Source organism: Polaromonas sp., assembly GCF_041689105.1.
Lineage (GTDB): Bacteria > Pseudomonadota > Gammaproteobacteria > Burkholderiales > Burkholderiaceae_C > Polaromonas.
In genome coordinates this window covers 20561-40030 of record NZ_JBDNGU010000078.1, presented here as the reverse complement: position 1 = coordinate 40030, position 19470 = coordinate 20561, and the positions used below count along the sequence as shown (strand labels likewise).

The window sequence follows — 19470 nt, the reverse complement described above, 5'->3', positions numbered from 1 at the left end:
CTCATAGGGGATGCGTTCGTATTCGCGCTCCAGCGTCTCGCGCCGCACCAGGTGCACGATCAGCTTGAGCCGCATCTTGCGCCGAACCGCCGTCTCGCCAAAAATCGCCTTGATGTCGAGCAGGCCGATGCCGCGCACCTCAAGCAGGTTCTGCAGAAGCTCCGGGCAGCGGCCCTCGATGGTGGTCTGGTTGATCCGGTAGAGGTCCACCGCGTCATCGGCCACCAGGCCGTGGCCACGCGAAATCAGCTCCAGTCCCAACTCGCTTTTGCCCAGGCCAGACTCGCCAGTGATCATCAGCCCCACGCCCAGAATGTCCATGAAGACACCGTGCATGGAGGTGCGGTCGGCAAAATGTTTGGACAGGTAGGCACGCAGCACATCGATCACGAAGGCCGCCGACTCTTTCGTGGCAAACATCGGGATCTGCGCGCGTTCACACATGGACAGCAAGGTATCGGGCGCCACCTGACCGTCGGCAATGATCAGCACCGGTGGCTCCAGCGTGACGATGCGCGCAATACGGCGGGCGCAGTCCTCCGGGCTTGCATTGGTGAGGTAGGCCACTTCGCGCTCGCCAAGCAGCTGCACGCGGTAAGGATGGATGTAATTGAGGTAGCCGACCAGGTCGGCGCCGGAACGGGCGGCACGCACCGCCACCTCGTCAAAGCGCCGCTCCGAAGCGCCCAGGCCGGCCACCCACTCCCATTTGAGGGCGGCGCGGTGATCCTCGAACAGCACATCGGCGCTGACGACGGTGGGTTTCATGCCCGGCTGGTTCCTGCGCGAAAAACCGGGGTCATGAAGTCAGGGGGTGACGGCGTGGCTGGACTGCCAGGAGGCAATCAGCTGGTGCAGGGTTGCGGCGTCGGTGCTGGCAACGAGCCGCTCGCGCAGCGCGCTGTCGCTGAGCAGTTCGGCGATCTCGGAGAGGATTTCAAGGTGTTTATGGGTCGCTGCTTCCGGCACCAGAAGAAAAATCAGCAGGCCCACCGCCTGTTCGTCTGGCGCATCGAAGCCGATCGGCGTGTGCAACTGGAAAACCGCCGCCATCGGCGCCTTCAGTCCCTTGATGCGCCCGTGCGGAATCGCCACGCCGTGGCCCAGACCGGTCGAGCCGAGGCGCTCACGCGCGAACAGGCTGTCGGTGATCAGGGCGCGGTTCAGGCCATGCTGGTTTTCAAACAGCAGTCCGGCCTCTTCGAAGGCGCGCTTTTTGCTGGTGGCTTCAACACTCACCAGAACTTGGGTAGACGGCAAAATTTGCGAAAGACGGTTCATAACGATCTTTTAGTCGCCGAATTATGCACTTTCATAAGCATGGATACCGTCGGGGACGCAAAAAAGCCGCCTGAGGGCACAGGCGGCTTTTACGCATCAACCCGGAGCAGCCGATCATGCGGCTGACCACCCATCAGGCCTGGCGCTTGGCGGCAACGTGGTGGTGATCCTGGGTTTTGGTCTTGTAGCGGCCGACCTGGCGGTCCAGCTTGTCGGTCAGCTCATCAACCGCAGCATACAAATCAGCATGCGAACTCTCGGCAAACAGATCGCGCCCCTTGACGCGAACATTGCACTCCGCTTTCTGGCGTCGCTCTTTTTCCTTCATGTTGTCAATCGTCAAGAGGACCTTGACATCAACCACCTGGTCAAAATGCCGGGTAATCCTATCCAGCTTGCTCGTCACGTAGCCGCGCAGGGCGGGGGTAACTTCCAGATGGTGGCCACTGATCGTCAAATTCATAAAGAGACTCCTTTTCCATGGCAGGATGAGGGTTAAAAACACCGCCTTGCCGATGGTGGCTTGACGGTGGACGGGCAACGCTCTTGGATTCACTGTGCGCCCGAAGCCGGGCAAACGCAATCTTGCGCTGCACAAAAATATGAAACGGTCTGAAAAGGCGCTTGACCCGCGCCGCGCGTGTTTACAAGTGCGTTTGTCTCCAAGCGCTGGAGAGGCTTGATTTTCATGATTTTTTTTCAAAACCTACCCTCTCGGCGGCAGTGCCGAACGGCAGCAGCATCGGGTTGCGTGACACCTTCATGTCGCTTGAAACGATTATTTCAAGCGACCTGACGCGCCCCGATGAGGAGCTCAACGCACTGGTGTTGATGGGCGGCGGCGCCCGCACCGCCGACCAGGCCGGCGTGCTGCAGGCGCTGGCCCGCGTGCTGAGCCTTGAGGGCGGCACCGGCAACCGGCGTTTCCCCTTCAGTATTCTGGTGGGTACCTCGACCGGAGCGCTCAATGCCTGTTATCTGGCGAGTCGGGCGTTTGAGCCGGGTTTTATCAAGGCGCTGATGGCGCTGGGCGAGCGCGATGCCTATGCGCGCAAGGACGAGCTGCTGGCTTTTTTCGGAGCCACGCAGGGCCGTTGAGCCGGGGCCAAAGTGCCATAATCACGGCTTCTTGACGACCGGAGAAATCCTTGGAAAGCAGCCCCAGTCGCTAGCTTTCAGCACCGCAGACTGATGCTAGAGGCGTCCCGGGGTTGAAAGCGATGCCACCATCCACAACCCCGCCGATTGCCGCCGACTGACAGGCGGCGCCGGCGCCCCACACCGATTGGGAGCCAGTCATGCTCAATATTTTCACGCTCGCTAACGGGCGCCTGTTCCAGGAAGAGATCGAATCGCTCGAAGAGCTCTCGCGTTTCCAGCCGATCTGGGTGGATCTTGAATCGCCGACGCTGGAAGAAAAACGCTGGATCAAGCAGTACTACGGACTGTCGATTCCCGAAGACGTGATGGACGAGGACATCGAGGAGTCCGCGCGCTTTTACGAGGAAGACAACGGCGAGCTGCACATCCGCTCGGACTTCCTGATTGCCGACGAGGAGGAGCCCCGCACCGTGCGCGTGGCCTTTATCCTGAACCTGGTCAACGACAACCTCAAAAGCAAGGGTGTGCTGTTTTCGATCCACGACGAGGATGTCCCGGTGTTTCGGCTGCTGCGCATGCGGGCGCGGCGGGCCCCCGGCCTGATTGAAGACGCCAAGGAGGTGCTGCTCAAGCTGTTTGACGCCGACGCAGAGTACTCTGCCGACACGCTGGAAGGCATTTACATCGATCTGGAGAAGGTCAGCACCAAGGTGCTGTCCGGCGACGTGACCGACGTGATGGCCGGCGAGGTGCTGGGCGCCATTGCCCGCCACGAAGACCTGAGCGGACGCATCCGCCGCAATGTGATGGACACGCGCCGCGCGGTCAGCTTCATGATGCGCAGCAAGATGCTCAACAGTGAACAGTTCGAGGAAGCGCGCCAGATCCTGCGAGACATCGACTCGCTGGACTCGCACACCGCCTTCCTCTTTGACAAGATCAACTTTTTGATGGACGCCACCGTCGGTTTTATCAACATCAACCAGAACAAGATCATCAAGATCTTTTCAGTCGCCAGCGTCGCCCTGCTGCCGCCCACGCTGATCGCCAGCGTCTACGGCATGAACTTCAAGCTCATGCCCGAGCTCGACTGGGCGCTGGGCTACCCGTATGCCTTGCTGCTGATGGCGGCCAGCGCGGTGGTGCCGATGTGGTACTTCAGGAAGCGCGGCTGGCTGAAATAGCTGCGTTGAACCGGATCGGCTGGCGTCAGCTCAGTACCACGCTGCTAAGGCGCCGCCGGTAGGTGGCCACCGTCGGGTCATCCGGCGGAATCTGCCCATCGGCCACCTTGACTTTGGGCGGCTCGATGATTTCGAGAATCGACACAAAGGTCTTGCGTGCCAGCTCGTCGTTCCAGGCCTTGTCGCGCATCAGGATTTCCAGCAGCTCGTCCATCGCCAGCACCCAGTGTTGCTGGCTCATGTGTAACTGGGCCAGCGCATAACGCGTATCAAAGTCCCGCTTGTTGGTTGCAATTTTTTCATCAAACCCGGTCTGAGCTCCCGCCAAATCTGCGTAAGCGGCTCCTGAATCAATAGCATTGAGCCAGTGCTGTAGCGCCTCGAATTTGCGTACCAGCGCCACTTTGGGCAGTGCGGGCGCAAAGGCGGCCCTGGCATGCGCCACCTGGCCATGCTGCAGCAACATGCGCACGTAGTCGAACAGCGCGTTGTCGTTGGACGGGTCGTTGGCGACCGCAGCCTTGAGTTTTTCCAGCACGGCGGCGGGGCTGGTGTCCTCGGGTTCCGGCGTTTGCTCCTCGTCGTCGGGCGGCGGCAACTCGTCGGCCGGCGGCAGGTGTTTATCGAGGAATTCCTTGACCTTGCCCTCGGGCAGCGCGCCCTGGAAGCCGTCGACCGGCTGACCGTTGACCATCAATATGCAGGACGGAATGCTACGGATGCCGAAAGCGGCGCCCAGCTGCTGCTCCTGGTCCGAGTCGATCTTGACCAGCTTGAAGCGGCCGTTGTAGGCGAGCTCCACCTTCTCGAGGATGGGCCCGAGCGACTTGCAGGGGCCGCACCAGGGCGCCCAGAAATCGATCAGGACGGGCGTGATCATGGAAGCCGCAATGACTTCCTCTTCAAAGTTGGCAATGGTGACGTCGATCATGGTGCTCAGAAAATAGAGGTGAGAGGGGAAATTTTCAAGCGCTGGGCCTGTCGGATGAGACGATAGCACGGGCCCTGTGAGCCCAGCCCTTAAAATCAGGCAAGCCCCCACCGACCAACCCCGACCTCGAAGGTCCCTATGACAACAAGCCATCCTTCCGTCAGCCCCCTGGTGGGCGTGCTGATGGGCTCCAGCAGCGACTGGGACACCATGCAGCACGCGGTGCAGATCCTGCAGCAGTTCGGCGTACCGCACGAGGCGCGCGTGGTGTCCGCGCACCGCATGCCCGACGAGTTGTTCGCCTATGCCGAGCAGGCGGCCGGACGTGGTCTGCAGGCCATCATCGCCGGCGCCGGCGGTGCCGCGCACTTGCCCGGCATGCTGGCTGCCAAGACCGCCGTACCCGTGCTCGGCGTGCCTGTGGCCAGCAAACACCTGCAGGGTGTGGACTCGCTGCACAGCATCGTGCAGATGCCCAAGGGCATTCCGGTCGCCACCTTTGCCATCGGCAACGCCGGCGCGGCCAATGCGGCGCTGTTTGCCGTGGCCATGCTGGCCACCCATGACAAAAGCCTGGCCGACAAACTACAGGCCTTCCGCACGGAGCAGACTGCCGCCGCGCGCGCCATGACGCTGCCTTCGGAATGAGTTCTTTGCCGATTTTCCCCGGCTCGGTTGACGCGTTGGGCCAGCCCTCCACCCTGGGGGTGATGGGGGGCGGTCAGCTCGGCCGCATGTTTGTGCACGCGGCCCAGCGCCTCGGTTATTTCACCGCCGTGCTCGACCCCGACCCAACCAGCCCGGCCGGCCGCGTCAGCCATCATCACATTGCCACCGGCTACAGCGACGCGCAAGGCCTGAAGCAGCTGGCCGCGCTGTGCGCCGCCGTCACCACCGAATTTGAAAACGTCCCCGCCGATGCGCTTGCGGCACTCGCGACCAGCCGGCCGGTGGCACCGGGTGCGGCTGCCGTTGCGATTGCGCAAAACCGCATCGAGGAAAAATCCCACTTCACGGCCAGCGCTGGCGTGGCAGGCGTGACCTGCGCGCCCTATGCGGTGATTGAAACACCGGCGCAACTTGACGCGGTGCCCCCAGACCTGCTGCCTGGCATCCTGAAGACCGCCCGCATGGGTTACGACGGCAAAGGGCAGGTGCGCGTTGGAAACATGGCCGAACTCGCGGTAGCATGGGCTGACCTGAGAGGCGTTCCCTGCGTGCTCGAAAAGCGGCTGCCGCTCAAGGCCGAGTGTTCGGTCATCATTGCGCGCGGCTGGGACGGCGCGATCACCGGCTTTGCGCCGCAGTACAACGTGCATGTCGACGGCATCCTGGCCCTGACTGCGGCCTATGAAGGAAACATGCCGCCAGCCCTGGCGCAGCGGGCGCGGGCAGCGACAGAATCCATCGCAAGCCACATCGGTTACGTCGGTGTGTTGTGCGTTGAGTTTTTTGTCATCGACGACGGCAGCGACGACGGCGCACTGGTCGTCAACGAGATGGCGCCGCGCCCGCACAACAGCGGCCACTACACCCTGGACGCCTGCGATGTCTCGCAGTTTGACCTGCAGGTGCACGCCATGGCGGGCTTGAGCCTGCCGCAGCCGCGCCAGCATTCACCGGCCATCATGCTGAACCTGCTGGGCGATGTGTGGTTTGACGCCGCAGGCCAGACGCGCGCGCCCGACTGGCAGGCGGTGCTGGCCCTGCCGGGCACACATCTGCACCTGTACGGCAAGCTCGAAGCCCGCGCCGGCCGCAAGATGGGCCACCTCACCATCACGGGCGCCAACATTGCCGGCGTGACGGCGGTGGCGCGCCAGGCCGCGCACATCCTGGCGCTGCCCGGACTGGATGCGCTGGGATGATTCGGGACGGCAGGGACGCAGCGGCGGTCGCTGAAGCGGCAAACGTGATCCGGGCCGGCGGCCTGGTCGGCTTTGCGACCGAGACCGTTTACGGCCTCGGCGCCGACGCGTCGAGCGACAGCGCGGTGGCCGGCATTTTTGCGGCCAAGGGGCGCCCCAGCGACCACCCGCTGATCGTGCATGTCGCCGAGCCGGCTCAGGTCGCCGGTTACGCGGTCGATGTGCCGCCGTTCGCGCAACGCCTGATGAAGGCGCTGTGGCCCGGCCCGCTGACCGTGATCCTGCCGCGCCAACCGGGTGTGGCCGCTGCCGCAGCCGGTGGCCAGGACTCCATTGGCCTGCGTTGCCCGGCCCATCCGGTGGCGCAGGCCTTGCTCAGGGCCTGTCTGGGTCTGGGCATTGCTGGCGTGGCCGCGCCCAGCGCCAACCGCTTCGGCCGGGTCAGCCCGACGACTGCGAAACATGTCGCAGAAGAATTCGGCGAGGCGCTGCTGGTGCTTGACGGCGGCCCGTGCGAGGTCGGTATCGAGTCCAGCATCGTTGATTGCACGCGTGGTCGCCCGGTGCTGCTGCGCCCCGGCGTGTTCACGCGCGCGCAGCTTGAAGCGGCCTGTGGCGAGCCGGTGCTGGACAACGACGAACTCCGGGGTGCTGGCGCCCCGCGCGCCTCGGGCACGCTGGAGTCGCATTACGCGCCGAACGCCAAAGTACGGCTGATGGACGCCGCCGCGATCCAGGCCGCGCTGGACCTGCTGGGTGCGGATGCGGCCCACATCGCCGTGTATGCCCGATCCATCGTGCGCATCCAGTCGGAAAAAGTGGTTTACCGCCGCATGCCTGACGACCCGCTCGCCACCGCCCGGCAATTGTTTGCGGTGTTGCGCGGTTTCGACGCGCTGGCCGTCAAGCTGATCTGGGTTGAGCACCCGCCGCCAGCCGCCGGGTGGGACGGCGTGCGTGACCGGCTGGGCCGGGCCGCTGCGGATTGACGGCCGGATGCAGCGCGGTGCATAGTGGGTCGCGGGGTGGGCTTGCCGCAGCCGGGGCGGTCCACTTCGCAGTGTCACTGTCAGTGGCAGTGCGCTGCATCACATAAACCGGTAAAAGAACACACATGACCTCTCCCATCGACGCGGACGCCACGTCGGCCATCGCCCAGCTGCTGCAGCAATTGCGTGAAGGCCGCGAGCCTGACGCCGCTGAGCAGGAGATCCTGCGCATCACCTCGGGGCTTGAAGCGCAGTTGCGCCAGCGCGCGGCCGATCTGGTCGCCGCCAACAGGGAGCTGGAGTCGTTTTCCTATTCGGTCTCGCACGACTTGCGCGCGCCGCTCAGCACGATTGACGGCTTCAGCCGGCTGCTCGAAGGTTCGGCGGCCAAGGGGGATGCCGAGCGGAGCAAACATTACCTGCAGCGACTCAGGCTGGGCGTGGCCAACATCAACGAGCTGATCGCCGCGCTGCTGGTGGTGTCGCGCCTGCTGCGCGCACCCATGGCGGTGCAGGCGGTGGACCTGGGCGCGCTGGCGCAGGGCGCATTTTCGGCGTTGCAGGCGGCCGAGCCTGAGCGCGCCATCCACCTCGATGTGCAGCCTGACCTGATGGCCCAGGGCGATCCGGCGCTGCTCAAACAGCTGGTGGACCACCTCGCCGGCAACGCCTGGAAGTTCACTTCCAAGAAGGACAAGGCATCGGTGGCGGTCGGCCGCCAGCCCGGCACGCAGGGCGAAACGGTGTATTTTTTCAAGGACAACGGCGCCGGCTTTGACATGACACATGCCGAAAAACTGTTTGGCATCTTTCAGCGTATGCATGTGTCGACCGACTTTCCAGGCCTGGGCGCCGGCCTGGCGACGGTGCAGCGCATTGTGGCTCGGCACGGGGGACGGGTCTGGGCGGAGGCGGCGCCTGAACAGGGCGCGACGATTTATTTCACCTTGCCAGGGGCCTGAGCCAAACCTTCGGCAGGTGCCATGGCCACTGGCAGGCGTTGCCAACCACCGGCGGTCAAGCCAACTTATTGAGCGTGATCGGCAGTTTCTGTCATGGCAGGCAGCGCAATGCTTTGGTCAGACCATCCCGCCCACTGGCTGCGCGCGCCAGCAACGCACCCCCCGGTCGAGTCGATGACGCTCTGTATTTGATAGCACCCTGAGCTTTTCAGTCAAGGGCTGGAGACCGATTTGACGCGTGGCTGGTGACTGTAAAACGCGTGTGGACATGCCGAGGCCGTCCGATGTCGTCAACGATGGTCACCGCCAGGTCGGCCACCGGGATGCCAGCGGTCTGCCCGCCCTCCCCGTGCAGCAGCGGGTCGCGGTGCCGACGCGACTCAGCGCGGCTTGATCAGCCCGCCCAGCATCACGCACCCCAGCGCTGCCACCACCAGCGTGATGCCGGCCCACTGCCACGGTGTGATGGCTTCACCGAGCACCAGCATCCCCGTGGTCAGGCCCACCACCGGCACGCCCAGGCTGAAGGGTGCGACCCGGTTGGCGGGGTGGCGCTTGAGCAGGCCAGTCCACAGGCTGTAACCCAGGATGGTCGCGACCCAGCCGAGATAGGCCACGGCCAGCCAGCTGGAGGGGCGTGCCTGGGTCCACTGCCAGCGCGCCGCCTCGGGGTCGAACGCCAACGACAGCAGCATGAAGGGCAGGACGGCGAACATGCTGCTCCACACCACAAAGGCCATGGGTGTGTAGGCGCGGCCGCCCTGCTGCACGTGGCGCGCCACGATGTTGGACATGGCCCACATGGCGGCGGCACCCAGCGTCAGCACAAAGCCCGCCAGCGTGGTTGCAGCGCCAGCGCCTGCGGCGGCCGGCGCCAGGTAATTCAGCGCAAAGCAGGCCAGGCCCAGCGCCGCCAGCACCATGCCGGCCTGCAGCGGCCGGCTGGCGCGCTCGTGCAGCAGCACAAACCCAAACAGTGCGGTGAAAAACACCTGGGTCTGCAGCAACACTGATGCCAGCGCCGCCGTCATGCCGACTTTTAACGCGAGGAACAGGATGCCGAACTGCCCCACGCCCTGCAAAAGGCCATAAAACGCCAGCCACTTCCACGGAACGTCGGGTGGCCGGACAAACAGCACCAGCGGCAGCACCGCAAAAACATAACGCGCCGCGCCCAGCTGGAAGGGCGTGAAGTCGCGCAGCGCGAATTTCATGACCACAAAATTGACACCCCAGACCACAACCACCACGAGGGCGGCCGCCAGATCCCGGCCAGTCAGCACGCCCGGCCGCATCAAACGCCCGGCAGCGCGGCGCGTGCGGCGTTCAGATGGGTTCTGACGTGTTGCGCCAGGGCCATGTCCCCCGGCGTTTCGGGCAGCCAGGCCTCGACGGGAAGGGCCTTGCCCTCGGTGTCCACGGCCACAAAGACCACCACACATTCGGTGATGACTTCCATGTGGCCGGTTTTCATGTCTCCGGCGCGCACTTCGACAGAGATATTCATGCTGGTTGTGCCGGTGTAGGCCAGCCGCGCCTCGACTTCGACCAGGTCGCCGATCATGATGGGCCGTTGAAAACGAATGCTGCCCACCGAGACGGTGACGCAGCAGCGCTTGGCCCAGCGCGTGGCGCAGGCATAGCCGGCCTCGTCAATCCATTTCATGACGGTGCCGCCGTGGACCTTGCCGCCAAAGTTGATGGTGCCGGGGTCGGCCAGAAAACGCAGGGTGATCGATGACATGGAAACTCCAGCCGGCTCAGGGCGTCAGGGGGTGGGCGTAGCACGGGGCTGCAAGACGTCCAGGCGTTTGTGCATCAGGGCAAACCACAGCGGCGGCAACATTGCCAGCATCAGGCAACCAGCGTAGCCGGTGGGCAGCTGCGGGCCAGGCAGCGGCGCCAGGCTGGGGTACGGCTTCCACGCATGCATGTGGTGATCGGAGTGGCGCTGCAAATTGGCCAGCATGGAGTTGGTCAGCACATGGTCGGCATTCCAGGCATGCATGAGACCAAAGGCTTCGCGTCGCCCGTCCTGCTGTCCGCGCTGCAAACCGTAGTGCTCGATGTAGTTGACGACTTCGAGCAGCAGGAAGGCCACCACCGCCTGGGTCGCCAAAAACGCCATGATTTTAATAGCTGCCGGCGCAGGAAAATAAAGGGCCGTGAGCAAAAAAGGCATCAGGGAAGCAATGGCACTCCAGGCCAGCGGGCTGCGCAGCCAGCCGCTGCGGAACTGCGCCAGGCGCTGCGCTTCCAGATGCCAGCCGCTGGCCAGGCTGCCCCACACGGTGCGTGGCAAGAAGCGGTAGAGGCTCTCGCCGCGCCGCGCCGAAGCCGGATCTTCAAGTGTGGCGGCGCGCGGGTGGTGCCCGCGGTAGTGCTCGACCATGAAATGGCCATAACAGACGCTGCTCATGAGAACCCAGGCGCACAGGCGGTCGAACTTCGATTTGCTGTGGCCAAATTCATGTGCAAAGGTGATGCCCTGTGAGCCAGTGATGAAACCCACACTGAACGCGACGCCGAGCAGCGTGAGCCAGTCCGCCTGCATTGCCATGTGGGCGCCGGCTGCGATTAACGCCAGTTGCAGCAGCACGTAGCCGCGCAGCACCCAGCGGAAGTAGGGCGAGTTGTCGGGCGCCCCGGTCGGGCCGGGCGACCGGTCGCCGCCTGGCACCCAGGCATCGGCCAGGGCAATTGCCAACCAGAGGGCCAGGGTCCAGAGCGCGGCCTGGGCCGGGGCGTACAAGATGGCGTAGAGCGTCAGCAGGGGCAGCAGCCATGCCAGCAGAAAGCGGAGGTCGGAAAGACGCATGGCAGCTACTTTCTCACGCCGCGCCAGGACTGGCAAGTTTTTCGCTTGCGCGCAAAGCGGGGCGGGGCCGGCTCTGGCCGGGCTTCAGGCCAGCGTTGCCCGTTCAGGACTGAAGCAGCCGCTGCAGGTAGCGCCCGGTATGGCTGGACGGGCTGGCCGCGATGTCTTCCGGCGTGCCCACGCCCACCACCGCGCCGCCGCCCGCGCCCCCCTCGGGCCCCATGTCGATCAACCAGTCGGCGGTCTTGATGACGTCCAGGTTGTGCTCGATCACGACGATGGTGTTGCCGGCGTCGCGAAGCTGGTGCAACACCTTGAGCAGCAGGTCAATATCGGCAAAGTGCAGGCCGGTGGTCGGTTCGTCCAGGATGTAGAGCGTGCGGCCGGTGTCACGTTTGGAGAGTTCGAGCGCGAGCTTGACACGTTGCGCCTCGCCGCCCGACAGCGTGGTCGCGGCCTGGCCGAGCTTGATGTAACTCAGGCCTACGTCCAGCAAGGTGTGCAGCTTGCGCGTGATCACCGGCACCGCCTTGAAAAACTCGGCGGCGTCTTCGACCGTCAGGTCGAGGATCTGCGCGATGTTTTTGCCCTTGTACTGGACTTCCAGCGTCTCGCGGTTGTAACGCATGCCGCGGCAGACGTCGCAGGGCACATACACGTCGGGCAGAAAATGCATCTCGACCTTGACCACGCCGTCGCCCTGGCAGGCCTCGCAGCGGCCACCCGCCACGTTGAAACTGAAACGCCCTGGCCCGTAGCCGCGTTCACGCGCGGTGTTCATCTCGGCCATCAGCTCGCGGATCGGCGTGAACAGTCCGGTGTAGGTGGCCGGGTTGCTGCGCGGCGTGCGGCCAATCGGCGACTGGTCCACGTTGATGACCTTGTCGAAATGTTCGATGCCTTCAATGCTTTCGTGCGCCGCCGGCTCTTCGTGTGCGCGGTACAGCGTGCGCGCCACTGCGGCGTACAAGGTGTCATTGACCAGTGTGGATTTGCCCGAGCCCGAAACGCCGGTCACGCAGGTCAGCAGGCCGACCGGGAAATCGACACTGACGTTCTTCAGGTTGTGGCCGCTGGCCTTGATGATACGGATCGCCTGCAGCTCGCCCTGGGTCAGCAGGTGCTCCGCCTCGCGCGCGGCGCGTTTGATGCCAGCCGCGCTGGGCGCAAATTTTGAGGGTTTGGAAGGGTCGCGGTACGACGCTTTCACCACCGTCGGCAACCAGGGGGTACGGCGCTTGGGCACGGCGATGGCCAGTGTCCCGGCCAGGTATTGGCCGGTCAGCGACGCCGGGTTGGCCAGCACGTCGGCATAACTGCCCTGGGCCATCACACGCCCGCCGTGAATGCCGGCACCCGGCCCCATGTCGATCACATGGTCGGCAGCGCGGATCATGTCCTCGTCGTGTTCGACCACCAGCACGCTGTTGCCGATGTCGCGCAGGTGTTTGAGCGTGCCGATAAGCCGGTCGTTGTCGCGCTGGTGCAGGCCGATGCTGGGTTCGTCCAGCACATACATCACGCCGGTCAGGCCTGAGCCGATCTGGGACGCCAGCCGGATGCGCTGCGACTCGCCGCCCGACAGGGTCTCGGCGCTGCGGTCCAGGCTCAGGTAGTTCAGGCCCACGTCGTTGAGAAACTTCAGTCGCAGGCCAATCTCGCGCACCACCTTGCCGGCGATTTCGGCTTTGGCGCCTTCCATGGACAGGGTGTTGAAGTAGTCAAAACTCTCGCGCAGGGTGATGCCGCTGATCTCGTAGATCGCCTTGCGCCCGGCCACGCCCACCAGGTAAACATGGCGCGCCTCGCGGCGCAGGCGTGTGCCCTCGCAATCGGGGCAGGGCTGCAGGCTGCGGTAACGCGCGAGTTCTTCCCGCACGGCGGCCGAGTCGGTCTCGCGGTAACGCCGCTCGAAGTTGGTGATCACACCTTCAAACGGGTGCTTCTTCGTGTGTTTCCTGCCTGCGTTGGCGCCGGAGTCGAGGATGTAGCTGAACTTGATCTCTTCGTCGCCCGAGCCGTGCAGCACCACCTGCTGCACCGCATCCGGGAGTTTTTCAAATGCCGTGTCGATATCAAAGGCGTAGTGTTTGGCCAGGCTCTCCAGCATCGAAAAGTAGTAGGCATTGCGCCTGTCCCAGCCCTTGACGGCGCCGCTGGCCAGGCTCAGCGACGGAAAGGCCACGACCCGCGCCGGGTCGAAAAACTCCATGTGACCCAGGCCATCGCAGCTGGGGCAGGCGCCGACCGGCGAGTTGAAGGACAACAGGCGCGGCTCCATCTCGCTGAGCGAGTAGCTGCAAACCGGGCAGGAAAATTTCGCACTGAACAAGTGCTCCTTGCCCGAATCCATTTCCATCGCCAGCGCCTTGCCGTCGGCCAGCCGCAGCGCAGCCTCGAAACTTTCGGCCAGGCGTTGCTGCATGTCGGGCCGTACCTTGAGCCGGTCGATCACCACGTCGATGTTGTGTTTCTCGGCTTTTTTGAGCTTGGGCAGATCGTCGAACTCATAGGCCTGGCCATCGACGCGAAAACGCACATAACCTTGGGCCTGCATCTCGGCAAATACATCGACAAACTCGCCCTTGCGCTCGCGCGCCACTGGCGCGAGGATCATCAGTTTGGTGTCTTCGGACAGGGCCAGCACGTGGTCCACCATCTCGCTGACACTTTGCGCCTGCAGCGGCAGGTCGTGGTCGGGGCAGTAAGGTGTGCCGGCGCGCGCAAACAGCAGGCGCAGGTAGTCGTGGATTTCGGTCACCGTGCCCACGGTCGAGCGCGGGTTGTGGCTGGTCGCCTTCTGCTCGATGGAAATCGCTGGCGACAGGCCCTCGATCATGTCCACGTCGGGCTTGTCCATCAGCTGCAGAAACTGCCGCGCGTAAGTGCTCAGGCTTTCCACATAGCGGCGCTGACCTTCGGCGTACAGCGTGTCAAAAGCCAGACTTGATTTGCCCGAGCCGCTCAGCCCGGTGATCACCACCAGCTGGTTGCGCGGGATGTCGAGGTCGATGTTTTTGAGGTTGTGCGTGCGCGCGCCGCGGATGCTTATTTTTTGGGCCGCAAGTGCCTGGGCCAGATAGCGGCTGGCGTCCGGCTCAGCCGCCAGCCTGCCTTCAGGCGCTGTCGGAGCGAGGTATTTGCCGTCGTTGGGAGAGTTCACGTGTAAGGGCGCCGCAAAACCCTCCATCATAGACGCGTGCGGTTCTTTCGGCATCCCTGCGGCCAGTGGCCTTTCCCCGGGGGGGCTCGGCCCGCCGGAGCGGCGCACTTCCTGCTTGCTGCAGGTGGCCGGAAAAATGTCCCGCAATTCAAAGACAATAGTCTGCTGCTCCGCTGGCTTTGCCGCGTAGTCCCCCAACAGCCCATTGCCAGACCGTGCCTCCAACCCCTTCCGCTCTCCCCTCTTACCCCATGACCGCGACCGAGCGGCGCGCCAGCGCTTCGCTGGCCTCGATCTTTGCCTTGCGTATGCTGGGTCTGTTTCTGGTGCTGCCGGTGTTTGCGCTGGAGGCGGCGCGTTATCCCGGTGGGGACGACCCGGCGCGTATCGGCCTGGCCATGGGCATTTACGGTCTGACGCAGGGCCTTCTGCAAATCCCTTTCGGCCTGGCGTCCGACTGGCTGGGCCGCAAGAAAGTGATTGTGGCCGGGCTGCTGATGTTTGCGCTGGGCAGCTTTGTGGCGGCTTGGGCGCCGGACCTGACCTGGCTCATCATTGGCCGCTCGCTGCAGGGCGCCGGTGCCATTTCGGCGGCGGTGACAGCGCTGCTGGCAGACACCACGCGTGACGAGGTGCGAACCAAGGCCATGGCACTGGTCGGCGCCGGCATCGCCCTGATGTTTGCGCTGTCGCTGGTGCTGGCGCCGGTGCTGGCTGCGCATATTGGTCTGGCTGGCCTGTTTGCGCTGACCGGTGGGTTGGCGCTGGCCGGTATCGCGGTGATCATCTGGTGGGTGCCGCCCGAGCCGGCGCGTCCTGGCAACCGGCCCCGCGGCAGCCTTGCCGAGGTGCTGAAAATCCCGGCCTTGTTGCGGCTGGACGCGGGTGTTTTCATCCTGCATGCGGTGCAGCTGGCCATGTGGGTGGCGGTTCCGGCCTTGCTGGTTCAAGCCGGGCTGGCCAGTGCCAGCCATTGGCAGGTCTACCTGCCGGCGGTGCTGGCGTCTTTCCTGGTGATGGGCTTGACGCTGTTTCCGCTTGAAAAGCGAGGCTACCTGCGCGGCGTTTTCCTGGCGGCGGTAGGCCTGATCGCGCTGGTGCAGTTTGGCCTGATGGCGGCGGCCCTTCAGGGCGCGCCATCGCTGGCCAGTCTCGGCGCGTTGCTATTCCTGTTTTTCTGCGGTTTCAACATTCTTGAAGCCTCCCAGCCCAGCCTGGCCTCGCGGGTGGCGCCCGCCCATTCGCGCGGTGCGGCGCTGGGTGTCTACAACACGCTGCAGTCGCTGGGCTTTTTTGCCGGCGGCGCGCTGGGGGGCTGGCTGGCCAAGGTGGCCGGTCCGCAGGCCCTGTTTGCGGCCTGCGGCGGCCTGATGCTGCTGTGGCTGCTGATCGCGTGGCCGATGCGTGCGCCGGGCAAGCGCATGACGGTCGCGCCAGCCTGACCCACAACGCGCGTCACGGCCCGGTGGCCCTGCCAGACGTTGCGCCCGGAGCGGCGGGCGCGGGGGTCGGCGGGAGCTGGCCGATCATGTAGTCGGCCAGCGTCGCGTAGAGCGGGCGGCTGATCATGCGCGAGACCAGGCTGGCAAGCATCGCTGCCATCATCAGGCTGAGCACCATGGCCCGGCCGTCCACCATCTCCATCACGATGATGAACGCCGTCAGCGGCGCCTGGGTGACAGCCGCCAGAAAAGCCGCCATCCCCATGGCGATCAGGGCGGCACTGATGTCGGGGCTAGTCATTGCAGCGATGTTGTGGCCCACGCCTGCACCGATCGAAAGGGCGGGCGCAAAGATGCCGCCCGGCACGCCGCACCAGGCGGCCAGCCAGGTGGCTACAAACTTGAGCAGTACAAACAGGGAGGGGACGGAGGCTTCGCCAGCCAGCATCTGCGTGACGGCGTGCGAGCCCGCGCCGAAGGTGGCGCCGTTGCTGACCAGTCCGATCACGGCGATCGCCAGGCCGCCGGCTGCGGCGAAACGCACCGGATAACGGCTTCGCCACTGGTTGAAGCGCTCCGGGGAGCCGGTCAGCGACGCGGCGAGCAGCCGGGCAAACAGGCCGCCCAGTACGCCGCAGCTCAGCGCCACTGCCAGGCCGGGCCACAGTGCCGCCCAGCCCAGCACCGGGACACGGATCACGCCGAAATAGGTCACGTTGCCGAACGCGGAAACCCCCATCAGGCCGGCCAGCACGATGGCCGTGATGATCAGGCCGCTGTTGCGCGACTCCAGCTTGCGCGACAACTCCTCGATGGCAAACACCACCCCGGCGAGCGGGGCGTTGAATGCCGCGGCAATGCCGGCTGCGCCCCCAGCCACCAGCAGGGCATGGTTGCTCATGCTGGAGTCGGGCCGCAACCAGCGCCGCGCATGCTGCATCACACCGGCGGCCACCTGTACCGACGGGCCTTCGCGGCCTATCGACAAGCCAGCCATCAAGCCGGCTGAAGACAGGCCAATTTTCGCCAGCGAGAGGCGCAGGGAGACAAAACGTCGTCGTTCATGATCCGGTAACGCCGGGTCGAGCGCCGCCATCACCTGCGGGATGCCCGAGCCGGCGGCCCCGGGAAAGTGGCGGCGCGTGAGCCAGACAATGGCGGCTGTCAGCGCCGGTGTCCAGACCAGCAGGAGCCAGCGGTTGTAGGTGTGGACCTGTTCAAACAGGCTGAAAGCCCATTCGCTGAGCATCGTGAAGGCCACGACGAACAGGCCGGCGGCCACCGCATAGAGCAGCACGATGCCGCGGTCAAACCAAAGCCGCCCGTTGGAAAACTCGGCTTGAAGGTTCTCTAGAAAGTTGGGTTCGCGGTGGTCCATGGCGAAGGTTCATTGTGACATGGCAAACGCATCGCCCCGGGCGCAACTGGCACGGACTGGCGTCGCACAGAATGCGGCACAATTGTGCTTGCGGCGCCTTGGGGTGCCTTTTCGAACTCTCCCGATTCCATCACACCAAGAGGCGGCACCCATGGCATCAGTCAATAAAGTCATCCTCGTCGGCAACCTGGGCCGCGACCCCGAAGTGCGCTACATGCCCAGCGGCGACGCCGTAGCCAACATTGCATTGGCCACCAGCAGCAAGTACAAGAACAAGGCCGGTGAAATGGTCGAAGAGACCGAATGGCACCGCATCAGCTTTTTCGGCCGCCAGGCCGAGATCGTCGGGGAGTACCTCAAAAAGGGCCGCTCGGTCTACATTGAAGGCCGCCTGAAAACCCGCAAGTACACGGACAAGGACGGCGTTGAAAAATACGCGACCGACATCATTGCCAGCGAAATGCAGATGCTGGGCAGCCGCGAAGGCATGGGCGCCCCCGGTGGTGAGGGCGACGGTGACGGCGGCGAGCGACAGTACTCGCGTCCGCCGGCCGCTGCCCCCCGGGCACCCGCTGCGGCACCGCGCGCACCCGCACCGACCAAGGCAGCCAGCGGCTTTGACGACATGGACGACGACATTCCGTTCTGATTCCGGTTTTTCGGGTCCATCCCAAGCTCTGCCTGGCCAGCGTCTCGCGGGCCGGGCAGATGCATTTTTAAACAACGTTTTTTGTCAACCGGTGCCTTGGCGCGGTGTAGGCGTTTGCCTTGTTTGCAGGCGCCGACGACTGCAACATCGCGTTGTTGGCTACGATGACTTTCTGCCAACCAGGAGGCGCCGCCATGAGCCCAATCCCCGACTCAAAAAACCCCATGACCCGCCGCCGCTCGCCCTGGCTGGGCGCTGCCTTGTTGACAGCCGGATGGCTGGCCCTGGCGCCAGCGCATGCCAATACCGAGCCCCTCAGCGACCTGCTGGGCGCGCCCGGCAGTGCGGGGCTGGGTTTCGCTGTGCGCGCCGAGCAGTCACCGTATGTCGGCGGTGGCACGCGTTACGACCTGCTGCCGTTGTATCTCTATGAAGGCAAGCGCGTGTTCCTGCACGGCAGCCGCGCCGGCCTGAAGCTGCTCGATGATGGCAGCCAGCGCGTCGACCTCTTCCTGGACCAGCGTTTCGAAGGCCATGCCGATGACCGTACGCCTCCTGCCCTGGCCGGCATGTCTGAGCGTGGTTCCGGCCTGGACACCGGCGTGGCTTACCGTTACCGCCAGTCCTGGGGCACGCTGCAGGCCGAGTTTCTGCATGATGCCGCCGGATTTTCAAAGGGCAATGAGCTGCGCCTGTCTTACAGCTACGAATGGCGTTCCGGGCGGTTCGCGCTGCGGCCCAGCCTGACGGTGGCGGCGCGCAGCGCCAAGCTGAACAACTATTACTACGGCGTGCGGCCCGGTGAGGCCACCGCCACAAGACCCGCCTATGAGCCCGGTAGCGGCATCAACACCACGCTGGCGCTGTACGGCACCTATGCCTTGAGCGATGGCTGGCGGCTGTTGGGTGGTGTCACGCGGACCGTGCTCGACGGCAGGATCAAGGCCAGCCCGATTGTCGGCAGTTCGGCGCAGACCGGCGTGTTTGTCGGCGCCGCCTATGACTTCGGCACGTACAAGGGCCATTGGGCCGAAGAGACCTCACCGACCTACCTGAAAGTGCTTTATGGCAAATCGACTGCGGACGGCTGCCACCTGGCCAAGATCATCACGCTGACCTGCGCCTCCACCGCCAAGGTCAACTCGACGCGCATCGCGGGTGTGCAGATCGGCAAACCCTTTGTCGAGCAGCTCAATGACTGGCCGCTGGACATCGTGGGTTACGTCGGCCTGCTGCAGCACGACGACCGTGGCCTGGCACGAAACGGCGTGCAGGTCGATGCCTTCATGAAGGCCTATTACTACGGCTTCCCGTGGAGCGAGCGGGTCAAGACCCGGCTCGGCCTGGGCATCGGGGTGTCGCTCGCGCAACGTGTGCCCTACACCGAGTCGAGCAGCCAGGCGGCGCGTGGGCGGCAGACCTCGCGGCTGCTCACCTACCTGGACCCGAGCATTGACTTCAGCGTGGGCGATCTGGTCGGCTCGCGGGCACTGAAAGACACCTACCTCGGTTTCGGCGTGTCGCACCGCTCGGGCATCTTCGGCGCCTCGCGGCTGCTGGGCAACGTCAACGGCGGCTCCAACTACATCTACACCTATCTGGAAACCGTGCTCTAAAGACAATGCTGTTCAGTTAAGGAAGCGCTGAACAAGTCCCCTGCGGCGCTTTCCAAGCATCAGGCGCGGATAAATAGCTATAAGTTTG

The 19470-nt window shown here is 64.5% G+C and carries 18 protein-coding genes; 9 read left to right on the top strand and 9 right to left on the bottom strand.

All coding sequences use genetic code 11. The features are described from left to right. From hprK to hpf, 3 genes are all read right to left on the bottom strand, one after another. Positions 1-768: HPr(Ser) kinase/phosphatase (gene hprK / locus ACESMT_RS07455; protein ID WP_372825930.1), on the bottom strand; the 768-nt coding region annotated here is incomplete at its 3' end. A gap of 39 nt (positions 769-807) precedes the next feature. Further along, entirely contained in the window at positions 808-1281 is a 474-nt protein-coding gene (locus ACESMT_RS07450) for a PTS sugar transporter subunit IIA (protein ID WP_372825929.1), read from the bottom strand. A gap of 133 nt (positions 1282-1414) precedes the next feature. After that, on the bottom strand, positions 1415-1744 hold the full coding sequence (gene hpf, locus ACESMT_RS07445; protein WP_372825928.1) for a ribosome hibernation-promoting factor, HPF/YfiA family: 330 nt from the start codon (positions 1742-1744) through the stop codon (positions 1415-1417). Between the two features lie 260 nt (positions 1745-2004). Here hpf and ACESMT_RS07440 point away from each other — a divergent pair, with 260 nt between their 5' ends. Further along, positions 2005-2379: a patatin-like phospholipase family protein gene (locus ACESMT_RS07440; RefSeq protein WP_372825927.1), complete on the top strand. Its 375-nt coding sequence runs from the start codon at positions 2005-2007 to the stop codon at positions 2377-2379. Between the two features lie 200 nt (positions 2380-2579). Further along, positions 2580-3566 (top strand): magnesium/cobalt transporter CorA, encoded by a 987-nt coding sequence (gene corA / locus ACESMT_RS07435; protein ID WP_372825926.1) that lies wholly within the window; start codon positions 2580-2582, stop codon positions 3564-3566. A 25-nt stretch (positions 3567-3591) separates the two neighbouring features. On the opposite strand, the gene ACESMT_RS07430 is transcribed toward corA, so the two are convergent. After that, a complete protein-coding gene (locus tag ACESMT_RS07430; protein WP_372825925.1) occupies positions 3592-4497 on the bottom strand; it encodes a tetratricopeptide repeat protein in 906 nt (301 codons plus the stop codon). 138 nt (positions 4498-4635) lie between these two features. Here ACESMT_RS07430 and purE point away from each other — a divergent pair, with 138 nt between their 5' ends. From purE to ACESMT_RS07410, 4 genes are all read left to right on the top strand, one after another. Next, a complete protein-coding gene (gene purE, locus ACESMT_RS07425) occupies positions 4636-5145 on the top strand; it encodes a 5-(carboxyamino)imidazole ribonucleotide mutase (protein WP_372825924.1) in 510 nt (169 codons plus the stop codon). Then, positions 5142-6365: a 5-(carboxyamino)imidazole ribonucleotide synthase gene (locus tag ACESMT_RS07420; protein WP_372825923.1), complete on the top strand. Its 1224-nt coding sequence runs from the start codon at positions 5142-5144 to the stop codon at positions 6363-6365. The genes purE and ACESMT_RS07420 overlap by 4 nt, the downstream gene beginning before the upstream one ends. Continuing rightward, positions 6362-7354 (top strand): L-threonylcarbamoyladenylate synthase, encoded by a 993-nt coding sequence (locus ACESMT_RS07415; RefSeq protein WP_372825922.1) that lies wholly within the window; start codon positions 6362-6364, stop codon positions 7352-7354. The genes ACESMT_RS07420 and ACESMT_RS07415 overlap by 4 nt, the downstream gene beginning before the upstream one ends. A gap of 125 nt (positions 7355-7479) precedes the next feature. Next, the gene (locus ACESMT_RS07410; RefSeq protein WP_372825921.1) at positions 7480-8316 is read left to right on the top strand and encodes an ATP-binding protein; all 837 of its coding nucleotides are present in this window, start codon (positions 7480-7482) and stop codon (positions 8314-8316) included. 380 nt (positions 8317-8696) lie between these two features. Here the strand turns inward: ACESMT_RS07410 and ACESMT_RS07405 are convergent, their stop codons facing one another. From ACESMT_RS07405 to uvrA, 4 genes are all read right to left on the bottom strand, one after another. Continuing rightward, positions 8697-9611: an EamA family transporter gene (locus ACESMT_RS07405; protein WP_372825920.1), complete on the bottom strand. Its 915-nt coding sequence runs from the start codon at positions 9609-9611 to the stop codon at positions 8697-8699. Continuing rightward, a complete protein-coding gene (locus ACESMT_RS07400; protein ID WP_372825919.1) occupies positions 9611-10060 on the bottom strand; it encodes an acyl-CoA thioesterase in 450 nt (149 codons plus the stop codon). Before ACESMT_RS07400 ends, ACESMT_RS07405 begins: the two co-directional genes overlap by 1 nt. A 24-nt stretch (positions 10061-10084) precedes the next feature. Beyond that, positions 10085-11134 (bottom strand): alkane 1-monooxygenase, encoded by a 1050-nt coding sequence (locus ACESMT_RS07395; RefSeq protein ID WP_372825918.1) that lies wholly within the window; start codon positions 11132-11134, stop codon positions 10085-10087. Between the two features lie 103 nt (positions 11135-11237). Next, positions 11238-14324: an excinuclease ABC subunit UvrA gene (gene uvrA / locus ACESMT_RS07390; protein WP_372825932.1), complete on the bottom strand. Its 3087-nt coding sequence runs from the start codon at positions 14322-14324 to the stop codon at positions 11238-11240. 224 nt (positions 14325-14548) lie between these two features. Here uvrA and ACESMT_RS07385 point away from each other — a divergent pair, with 224 nt between their 5' ends. After that, the gene (locus ACESMT_RS07385) at positions 14549-15739 is read left to right on the top strand and encodes an MFS transporter (RefSeq protein WP_372825917.1); all 1191 of its coding nucleotides are present in this window, start codon (positions 14549-14551) and stop codon (positions 15737-15739) included. A 13-nt stretch (positions 15740-15752) separates the two neighbouring features. Here the strand turns inward: ACESMT_RS07385 and ACESMT_RS07380 are convergent, their stop codons facing one another. Further along, on the bottom strand, positions 15753-17117 hold the full coding sequence (locus ACESMT_RS07380; protein WP_372825916.1) for a chloride channel protein: 1365 nt from the start codon (positions 17115-17117) through the stop codon (positions 15753-15755). Between the two features lie 151 nt (positions 17118-17268). On the opposite strand from ACESMT_RS07380, the gene ssb reads away from it, so the two are divergent. After that, entirely contained in the window at positions 17269-17766 is a 498-nt protein-coding gene (gene ssb / locus ACESMT_RS07375; RefSeq protein ID WP_372825915.1) for a single-stranded DNA-binding protein, read from the top strand. A 194-nt stretch (positions 17767-17960) separates the two neighbouring features. Next, entirely contained in the window at positions 17961-19382 is a 1422-nt protein-coding gene (locus tag ACESMT_RS07370) for a MipA/OmpV family protein (RefSeq protein WP_372825914.1), read from the top strand. Positions 19383-19470 lie beyond the last annotated feature (88 nt).

Excerpts from the sequence above, each read along its gene's own strand:
- ACESMT_RS07450 (WP_372825929.1), bottom strand. The coding sequence starts at position 1,281 with ATGAACCGTCTTTCGCAAATTTTGCCGTCTACCCAAGTTCTGGTGAGT.
- hpf (WP_372825928.1), bottom strand. The coding sequence starts at position 1,744 with ATGAATTTGACGATCAGTGGCCACCATCTGGAAGTTACCCCCGCCCTG.
- corA (WP_372825926.1), top strand. The coding sequence starts at position 2,580 with ATGCTCAATATTTTCACGCTCGCTAACGGGCGCCTGTTCCAGGAAGAG.
- ACESMT_RS07430 (WP_372825925.1), bottom strand. The coding sequence starts at position 4,497 with ATGATCGACGTCACCATTGCCAACTTTGAAGAGGAAGTCATTGCGGCT.
- purE (WP_372825924.1), top strand. The coding sequence starts at position 4,636 with ATGACAACAAGCCATCCTTCCGTCAGCCCCCTGGTGGGCGTGCTGATG.
- ACESMT_RS07420 (WP_372825923.1), top strand. The coding sequence starts at position 5,142 with ATGAGTTCTTTGCCGATTTTCCCCGGCTCGGTTGACGCGTTGGGCCAG.
- ACESMT_RS07415 (WP_372825922.1), top strand. The coding sequence starts at position 6,362 with ATGATTCGGGACGGCAGGGACGCAGCGGCGGTCGCTGAAGCGGCAAAC.
- ACESMT_RS07410 (WP_372825921.1), top strand. The coding sequence starts at position 7,480 with ATGACCTCTCCCATCGACGCGGACGCCACGTCGGCCATCGCCCAGCTG.
- ACESMT_RS07405 (WP_372825920.1), bottom strand. The coding sequence starts at position 9,611 with ATGCGGCCGGGCGTGCTGACTGGCCGGGATCTGGCGGCCGCCCTCGTG.
- ACESMT_RS07400 (WP_372825919.1), bottom strand. The coding sequence starts at position 10,060 with ATGTCATCGATCACCCTGCGTTTTCTGGCCGACCCCGGCACCATCAAC.
- ACESMT_RS07395 (WP_372825918.1), bottom strand. The coding sequence starts at position 11,134 with ATGCGTCTTTCCGACCTCCGCTTTCTGCTGGCATGGCTGCTGCCCCTG.
- uvrA (WP_372825932.1), bottom strand. The coding sequence starts at position 14,324 with ATGGAGGGTTTTGCGGCGCCCTTACACGTGAACTCTCCCAACGACGGC.
- ACESMT_RS07385 (WP_372825917.1), top strand. The coding sequence starts at position 14,549 with ATGACCGCGACCGAGCGGCGCGCCAGCGCTTCGCTGGCCTCGATCTTT.
- ACESMT_RS07380 (WP_372825916.1), bottom strand. The coding sequence starts at position 17,117 with ATGGACCACCGCGAACCCAACTTTCTAGAGAACCTTCAAGCCGAGTTT.
- ssb (WP_372825915.1), top strand. The coding sequence starts at position 17,269 with ATGGCATCAGTCAATAAAGTCATCCTCGTCGGCAACCTGGGCCGCGAC.
- ACESMT_RS07370 (WP_372825914.1), top strand. The coding sequence starts at position 17,961 with ATGAGCCCAATCCCCGACTCAAAAAACCCCATGACCCGCCGCCGCTCG.